This window comes from Synechococcus sp. R6-10, from assembly GCF_047461815.1.
Lineage (GTDB): Bacteria > Cyanobacteriota > Cyanobacteriia > Thermostichales > Thermostichaceae > Thermostichus.
In genome coordinates this window covers 1-7,152 of the sequence record NZ_JANSHW010000145.1, presented here as the reverse complement: position 1 = coordinate 7,152, position 7,152 = coordinate 1, and the positions used below count along the sequence as shown (strand labels likewise).

The window sequence follows — 7,152 nt, the reverse complement described above, 5'->3', positions numbered from 1 at the left end:
ATCCGTACTGAACATATTATACATTATTTTCAGTATAGTTGAGCTTATTATTGACTAGAGTCATGCTCCCCTCTTCACGTTGGGAGAGGGGCCAGGGGTGAGGGCCCGTTAATCCAAGCGGCGGCCTGTCAAACGCACAAAAATGTCTTCTAAGTTGGCCGGGCGCACCATGAGGCCGGTTTTGTCAGGTTCAGCTTCCAACTGCCGCTGAGCTTCCGCCAAGCTGGGGAAAAAGGTGTACTCCACCTCCCGGCCAGGACAGGATCGCACCAGCAGGGCCTCTCCATACTTGGCCCGCAGTTGCTCGGTGCTGCCCAACTCGATTAACCTTCCCCCATCCATGATGCCGATGCGGTCGCACAGCTCTTCTGCCTCCTCCATGTAGTGGGTGGTAATCAGCAAGGTCATGCCCTGCCGATTGAGATCCCGCAAGATCTCCCACAACAGCCGCCGCGCCTGGGGATCCAACCCGACGGTGGGCTCGTCCAAAAACAAAATCTGGGGGCGATGCAGTAACGCCCTGGCCACCTGCAAGCGTCGTTTCATTCCCCCTGAGAGGGTTTTCACTTTGTCTTGCCGGCGATCCGCCAGCCGCACATACTCCAGCCATTCATCGATGCGTCGTTGCCGCTCCGGGTTGGAAATGTGGTGCATGCGGGCATGAAACTCCAGGCTTTCCCAAACGGTCAGCTCTGCCTCTAGGGTGATGGGCTGCAACACTACCCCAATCTGCCGCCGCACCGACACGGGATCCCGCACCACGTCATACCCCCCCACCCGGATGGATCCCTGGCTGGGTCGGGTAAGGCTAGTAAGCATGCGGATGGTGGTGGATTTGCCGGCGCCGTTGGGCCCCAACAGGGCAAACACTTCCCCCTGGGGGATCTGCAGGCTCAAATCTTGAACGGCAACCTGCTGCCCAAAGCGCTTCCACACCCCCTGCATTTCCACCGCCACCGTCTTGGTTTGGGGCAAGGTTGGGGCCGTCGAAAGAGCTGTCACAGTCCGCTCCGGTAAAGTGTAAAGAAATCTTTATTCTCCAGCATACGCCAGCCGTGTCAGCAAGCTGCAGGTCTTATCAGGGATCCCTGCCCTTGGCAGTAGTTTATGCTATCCCTTCAAGTCTTCCGTGGCTGTGATCTCGTTCCCTGTGGTTTTTCTCCAAGCTCTGCAAAATAGTGCACATTGCACCTGAAGGGTGAGTTACGTCCGCAGGGCAGGGCGTGATCGTACAGCAGATAGGGGAAGTCGCACTAAATAGCTAGTGCTGTATCTGTACGTACGGGTAACAATAAAGACACAAGCTTGAGCGGGCTGACTGTTCGGCTTGGGGCTTTTTCTTGGTGAAGTGACTTCCCTTCAGCGCCCACCGATAACCTCTACTAACCAATGTAAGGAAAATGCAGAGCAAAGACCGATTCGACCAAATTGACTTCCGGCTGGATCGCCTGGTTGGGGCTGTGTTGACCCTGGCCGAGACCGTCAGCTTCGTCAAGGATGACCTGACCCATCTGAAAGCCATTGTTCAACAACAGGTGCTGATATCCCAGGAGCACAACACCTGGCTGGGAGAGTTAAAGACGATATGTCAACAGCAAGCCGATACAGCTCGTTGCCAATCTGAGACGATTGAGCGCATTATTGCCCATCTCCTGCCCGCTCAGGATCCCAAGTCTTGAGGGATCCCAAAGGCAGCCTGGGGGCGTGCCACAATGGCAGCAGAGCTGAGGTTTTCCACCGTTGGAGTGCCAGGTTGCAGCAGCAGGACAGGGTTCTGTTGAGGCTGAGGAGCTGCTTGCTTTCTTTCGTTGCCGACGCTTGCCTTACCTGGATCGCTTTGGCCCTCAAGAGGCCAAGCTGCCGCCGGACAACCTGCTGGAGCAATGGCGGCGGGATCGCCAAGCCCTGGCAGCCGCTGTGTTTGAGCGATTCCCCGGAGAACGGGTTGCGCCGGGCAATGAAGCTCTCTTGGCAGCCATGGCCGACGGGGCGGAGCGGATCTACGGCGGACGGATTGCCGCAGAGCTGTTTTGGCAACCGCAGGAAGATCTCAACTGTACTGCTGAGGCAGAGCTGTTGCAGCTTGCTTCTGAACCTGTCCCTCACTCCTCCTCTCCAAGGGATCCCATCCCTGCCCCAGAAGACTGCGAGATGGTGCCCGCTCTTGCGTTGCCGCCTGAAGCTGTTCCAGAGGGACGTTCAGTTTGGGTGAGCAGCTCCCTGGATCTGCTGATTCGGGATCCCGCTCTCGTTGGCAGAAGTCGCCACGCCGCCCGATCCTCTTACCTGCCGGTTCATATTCGTATCGGCAAACGCCCCAAACCGGAATACGAATTGTTGCTGGCTTTGCAGGCAGAGTTGCTCGGATCCCTGCAGGGAAACGTTCCCAAGCGGGGCATTTTGATCCTGAAAGATGGGAAGTGGCACCCCGTCCACCTGAGCCGCCGACGAGCACAGGTGCGGCAATTGCTGCAGGAGTACCTGCACTCCCTCAACCAGCCGGAACCACCGCAGGTGTTCATGGCCCGCAGCCGCTGCCATCTTTGCCACTGGCGGGAGCATTGTCGCCAGTTGAACGCCGCCGCTCAACCCCTCAGCCTGCTGCCGGGCGTAACGGGATCCCGCTATCCCCTTTTGCAAGAGGCGGGGATCCACTCGATTGAAGCCCTGGCCAACGCTCAGTTGGATAGGTTGCAAGCCATTCCCAAGTTGGGATCCGGCGTGGCCCTGCAACTGCAGCTGCAAGCCCGTGCCACCCTCAGCCGGCAGCCTCTCTGGATTCAATCCCCCCCGGAAACCCTGCCCACCACACCCGTAGAGCTGTACTTCGATATCGAGGCGGATCCCCGCCACAACGTCGCCTATCTGCTGGGCCTGCTGGTGGTGGAGCAAGCCGAGGGGAAAAAGGTTGCGAGCTATCACAGTTGCCTGGCCGCCGAGCCGCGGGAAGAAAGGCAAGCTTGGGAGCAATTCTTGCAACTGGCACAACGCTATCCTGACGCTCCCATCTACCACTTTCACGGCTTTGAAGTGCAGACCTGCCGACGGCTGGGGGAGCAATACCGCACGGATCCCCGACAGCTGCGGCAGTTGTTGCAGCGCTTTGTGGATTTACAGGCCTGGGTGCAACGCTCGGTGGTGTTACCGATTGAGAGCTATTCCCTGAAAAACATCGCCCGCTGGTTGGGGTTTCAGTGGCGTCTGCCTGATGCCAATGGCGCCCAGTCCATTTATTGGTATAGCCAATGGCTGGAAACTCGGGAGCGCAGATATTTGGAGCACTCGCTTATCTACAACGAGGATGATTGTCGAGCTACCCATCGGCTAAAAGACTGGTTGTCCCAAAGTGGAGTTCTCCATCCGAATGAGTTGACGAAGGTGGTCTGTCCCCAGCCATGAATGCCGCAGCTTGCGCTGCCGGTCTTGTGGTCAATGGCTGAGGCTTCGTTTAGAATTAGACAGGCCCATTTAGTTCATTAAGGGGATCCCATGCTGTTGAAATCTCATGAATCTCCTCGCTATCAGGGCAGAAACCGTCGCGGTCGTGGGGGATCGGCACGTAAGCGCCAACTGGACAAGCGGAACCGCGCCTTGATGCAACGATTGCGACAAGGAGAGCAGGCTCTCAGCTCTCGATCTTCTCGGCAGGGGCAAGTCAACCCTGCCTTTTTTGTGCTTGCTTCTTTTTTCCCTCAGCCTGGCTACAAGGGATCCCGCTTGGCTGCCTGATCCGCCCATTTCTTTCATGGCATCGAAGAATCGAAGAGTTTGCTTCTTGCGCCTTCAAGACAAAGACTGCACCCCTGCCGATAGATGCGGGTTTTGGCTGCGGGGCTCTGGATAGGTGGGAAACTCTCGGTCAATAGCGTAAACGGCTCAATTCCCGTCGCAGGCAGGATCGGGATGACAGGATTTGAACCTGCGGCCCTCTGCTCCCAAAGCAGATGCGCTACCAAGCTGCGCTACATCCCGGCTTAGCTTTTGTGATTATGCCAGATCCCCGCCTCTGATGCACACCCAAGCAGGGATCCCTCGCTCAAGGCAACAAGGGAAACAAACATTTGTCCAGGTCAGGACTTGAGCATCTTGGCCGGCATGACAATGAGGGTATTCCCCTGTCGCTCCACCACGTAGAGCTCCTGTCCGGCTTGGATTTCCAGGTTGGGAATGCTGCACTTGGCGTTCCAGGTGGAACCCAGATAAGAAACCCGCCCCCGTTCGCCTGGGGGAATGGGGGTGATTGCCCGCGCCTCGCGAGATTCCTCTACCTGAACCGATCCATGGGGCACCAGACGGCGGCTGAGGATAATCAACACCACCGATGCCCCAATCCAGCTGGCAAATTGTACCCAGATCGGCAGCCCCAAATAAGCCAAAAGCCCCGCCAAGAGCGCCGCCAGCCCCACCGAGCCGGCAACCAATTCTGGCAAAAACAATTCGGCAGAAATGAGGACTAACCCGATGACGATCCAAGGCCAAACCATAGAATCCAGGGATCCCACCAAATTCAGTATGGCTCAAAACCCCTGGATCCTCAGCAGGGATCCCTTGTCCTTAGGGAGACTGGTTGGGGCTTACCCGCCCAAGCGGTAATTCTCCAAAAACTGCAGGGGATCCATCTCTTCCTGAGGGGAGCTTTTGGGTAGGTTCTTGGATTCGGCGATCCGCATCAAGGTCTCCCAGTCGGTGCTCATGACAAAGGCCACGGCTTGGCGAGCCGCCTCTCGGTGGGGGCAGTCCTCTCCCAAGACACAGCCATCTCGACAGAGGGTGGCGCAATCGTGCGCAGTGCTCCTGGGATCCGGGCCAGCCATGATGTCTTCCTCTCGGTGGGTTTCACGTTTTCTTTAGGATACCTGAAGAGAATCTTGCGCTTGCAGGAGATTTGGGTCAGGGCGGGTAGCTTGGATGAGGAGATGAGGCGACAAGACCTGTTCAAGCAAGAGGAGCCTTATGGAGTTTTCGCAATTGCAAGCGCTGGTGGATCGAGCGCTGGAAGACAAGAAGCTCACCCGCACAGAGGTGGATCAAATCGTCAACGCCATCCGGTCGGACGGCAAAATCTCCCCCGAAGAGATAGGCTTGCTGGAGTCCATTCGCGAAATGGTGCTCCGTCGGGAGATTCAGGTGGTGGAAACGGCAGATTAAGGGGCAGGGATCCCCAAGTAGAGGGTGACTTCGCTGCGATTGTGAAACAGGTGGCGGGCCCTCACCAGGGGGAAGGCACTACCCAAAATCTCCAAACTTTGCCGCAGCACCCGCAGGCGGTGTTGGCGAGGTAACTTCAGGGTCATCACAGCTCTCCCCTGTGGCTGCAGATGGGGGGCAAAAGCCACCATCAGGCGGGCAGAAGCCGGGCCATCCATGCGCATGTCGTTGAGGATGAGGTGAAACCGGCCTGGGCCACGGGCCAAGTAGGCTTGGGCGCTGAGGCGATGGTGGCAGATCCCCGGATCTTGGCTGAGGCGCTCGTCCAAGTCCCCCGGATCCACTGCCGTGACCTGCTGGCCATATAGACGCAAAATGCGCGACCATCCCCCCGGCGCTGCCCCCAGATCCAGAGCCTGTCCCCCTGGCACCAAGGGAATCTGAAACACCTGGATGGCCTCCAGCAGCTTAAACTCGGAGCGGCTGATTTGCTCTGGATCCCGCCGAAAGCGATGGATCCCACCGGCCCAGTTGGAGAGGTTCTGGGCAGCCAAGGATAGGCCCAGCCAAGCGCGAATGCCCATCGGTTGAGCCAGGATCACCACCGAGATCACCTGCTGGGGGTCTTTGACCTCCAGGGGGGATCCCACCGCCGCGATCACCTGTTCGGCCAGGGTTTCATTGACCTGGAAGGGCTTGAGAGCCGGCTCTCCAAACAGGCGCGTCTGAACCGAAAAGCTGAGGGCGGGGTCAATGGCTGCCAACATTTCCCCATCAAGGCGCAATTCAACTAAGGATCCCTCGGCCAGCCGCCGTTCTTGGTGAATGGGGCAGATGTGGCGTAAAAAAATGGGCGGGTCAGCTTGCCAAGCCTCAGCCAGGTCAGCAAATGAGCGTTGGCTGCACACCCATACCAAGCCAGGTGCTTCCTTTAGCCGCTGCACGGCAGCCTCTGGATCCGCAGCTTCTATCTCCCGGATCGCCAAATCCAGAAAATCTGGGTCAGCACTGCCCAGCCATGTATGGGTATCAGGGGGGAGAGGATTGCTCAACGGGCTCGCTGCCAACGCACGTAGGGTAAAGAAGCGGCTACTTGCTGAATCTGGGCTTGGGCGGCCAGCAGTTGTCCTGTGGCGTCCCAGGTGCCCTGCACCAGCATTTGCCAGGCTCCCTGGGGGATCTCCACAGCAGCGGTATTTGCCTCCCAGCGCACCTGTTTGTTGGGCAGATCCAGCGTCAACTGGAGCTGGGGATTTTCCGCCACCGCCTTCTGCAGGGCTTGAATCACAGCCGGGGGTGCCGTAACACAAGGGATCCCTAGAGCCAAGCAGTTGCCGAAGAAAATCTCGGCAAAGCTTTCACCGATGAGAGCGCGGATCCCCCATTTGGCCAGCGCTTGGGGGGCATGCTCCCGGCTGGAGCCACAGCCAAAATTGGCATTGACCACGAGGATCTGGGATCCCTGGTACTGAGGCTGATCGAAGGGGTGTTGGCTGGGATCCTGGGCGCGGTCGTCGGCAAACACGTGCTGGCCCAAGCCGTCAAAAGTGACGCACTTCAAAAAGCGGGCCGGGATAATCCGATCGGTGTCGATGTCGTTGCCCAGCAGGGGGATCCCTCGGCCTGTGACGGTCAAAACTTCGCTTGACATAGGAACTTGATGAATTCTCCCAGAGAGGACTTCAGGGTATCGCAACGTTCGGCAAAACCCTGCCCAACGGCAAAGGAAAGCCGGCAAAAGGGGAAGGCTCAGCTCGGCTACCGGCGGTAAACCTGATTTTCCAAATTGCGCACCTGCCGCTCCAGCCGATCCAGCCGCCCCCGCAGCTCGTCCATTTCCGATTGGCGGGGCACGCCCAGATCCTGCAGGACGTTGCGCACCTGCCGCTGAACGTAGGATTCAAAGTTACTCTGCTCGGCCTTCACCTGGTTGAGCAGGTTGTTGATGACATTGGATGCCTCTTCTGGGTTGAGCTGCCCCTTCTGCACCAAGTCGTCGGCAGC

10 protein-coding genes and 1 tRNA gene are annotated in these 7,152 nt (G+C 58.1%); 4 read left to right on the top strand and 7 right to left on the bottom strand.

Going from position 1 to position 7,152, the window contains the following annotated elements; genetic code table 11:
* Window positions 1–108: 108 nt before the first annotated feature.
* A complete protein-coding gene (locus NW837_RS04780; protein WP_414329500.1) occupies window positions 109–957 on the bottom strand; it encodes an ABC transporter ATP-binding protein in 849 nt (282 codons plus the stop codon).
* Between the two features lie 443 nt (window positions 958–1,400).
* On the opposite strand from NW837_RS04780, the gene NW837_RS04775 reads away from it, so the two are divergent.
* The 3 genes from NW837_RS04775 (at window position 1,401) to NW837_RS04765 (ending at window position 3,729) form a co-directional block, all read left to right on the top strand.
* Window positions 1,401–1,679, top strand: coding sequence for a hypothetical protein (locus tag NW837_RS04775; protein WP_414329498.1), 279 nt, complete (start codon window positions 1,401–1,403; stop codon window positions 1,677–1,679).
* Between the two features lie 61 nt (window positions 1,680–1,740).
* The gene (locus NW837_RS04770) at window positions 1,741–3,399 is read left to right on the top strand and encodes a TM0106 family RecB-like putative nuclease (RefSeq protein WP_414329496.1); all 1,659 of its coding nucleotides are present in this window, start codon (window positions 1,741–1,743) and stop codon (window positions 3,397–3,399) included.
* Between the two features lie 90 nt (window positions 3,400–3,489).
* Window positions 3,490–3,729, top strand: a complete 240-nt coding sequence (locus NW837_RS04765; protein WP_414329494.1) for a hypothetical protein — start codon at window positions 3,490–3,492, stop codon at window positions 3,727–3,729.
* Window positions 3,730–3,898: 169 nt separating this feature from the next.
* Here the strand turns inward: NW837_RS04765 and NW837_RS04760 are convergent.
* The 3 genes from NW837_RS04760 to NW837_RS04750 all read right to left on the bottom strand — a co-directional run bounded on the left by NW837_RS04760 (window position 3,899) and on the right by NW837_RS04750 (window position 4,814).
* Window positions 3,899–3,972: transfer RNA gene (locus NW837_RS04760), tRNA-Pro, on the bottom strand.
* A 98-nt stretch (window positions 3,973–4,070) separates the two neighbouring features.
* A complete protein-coding gene (locus NW837_RS04755) occupies window positions 4,071–4,484 on the bottom strand; it encodes an NfeD family protein (RefSeq protein ID WP_414329493.1) in 414 nt (137 codons plus the stop codon).
* Window positions 4,485–4,574: 90 nt separating this feature from the next.
* Window positions 4,575–4,814, bottom strand: coding sequence for a hypothetical protein (locus NW837_RS04750; RefSeq protein WP_011433611.1), 240 nt, complete (start codon window positions 4,812–4,814; stop codon window positions 4,575–4,577).
* A 139-nt stretch (window positions 4,815–4,953) separates the two neighbouring features.
* Here NW837_RS04750 and NW837_RS04745 point away from each other — a divergent pair, with 139 nt between their 5' ends.
* Window positions 4,954–5,148 carry a hypothetical protein gene (locus NW837_RS04745; protein WP_011433610.1) on the top strand — a complete coding sequence of 65 codons (195 nt, stop codon included), beginning with the start codon at window positions 4,954–4,956 and terminating at the stop codon, window positions 5,146–5,148.
* Here the strand turns inward: NW837_RS04745 and NW837_RS04740 are convergent.
* The 3 genes from NW837_RS04740 to NW837_RS04730 form a co-directional block, all read right to left on the bottom strand.
* A complete protein-coding gene (locus NW837_RS04740) occupies window positions 5,145–6,200 on the bottom strand; it encodes an SAM-dependent methyltransferase (RefSeq protein WP_414329492.1) in 1,056 nt (351 codons plus the stop codon). The genes NW837_RS04745 and NW837_RS04740 overlap by 4 nt on opposite strands.
* Complete coding sequence (gene leuD / locus NW837_RS04735) at window positions 6,197–6,799, bottom strand: 3-isopropylmalate dehydratase small subunit (protein WP_414329490.1); 603 nt, start codon at window positions 6,797–6,799, stop codon at window positions 6,197–6,199. The genes NW837_RS04740 and leuD overlap by 4 nt, the downstream gene beginning before the upstream one ends.
* Before the next feature lie 107 nt (window positions 6,800–6,906).
* Window positions 6,907–7,152: phasin family protein (locus tag NW837_RS04730; protein ID WP_414329489.1), on the bottom strand; the 246-nt coding region annotated here is incomplete at its 5' end.

What these genes read in the sequence shown, in the direction of transcription:
- NW837_RS04775 (WP_414329498.1), top strand. Translation starts at nt 1,401, where the DNA reads ATGCAGAGCAAAGACCGATTCGACCAAATTGACTTCCGGCTGGATCGC.
- NW837_RS04765 (WP_414329494.1), top strand. Translation starts at nt 3,490, where the DNA reads ATGCTGTTGAAATCTCATGAATCTCCTCGCTATCAGGGCAGAAACCGT.
- NW837_RS04755 (WP_414329493.1), bottom strand. Translation starts at nt 4,484, where the DNA reads ATGGTTTGGCCTTGGATCGTCATCGGGTTAGTCCTCATTTCTGCCGAA.
- NW837_RS04750 (WP_011433611.1), bottom strand. Translation starts at nt 4,814, where the DNA reads ATGGCTGGCCCGGATCCCAGGAGCACTGCGCACGATTGCGCCACCCTC.
- NW837_RS04745 (WP_011433610.1), top strand. Translation starts at nt 4,954, where the DNA reads ATGGAGTTTTCGCAATTGCAAGCGCTGGTGGATCGAGCGCTGGAAGAC.
- leuD (WP_414329490.1), bottom strand. Translation starts at nt 6,799, where the DNA reads ATGTCAAGCGAAGTTTTGACCGTCACAGGCCGAGGGATCCCCCTGCTG.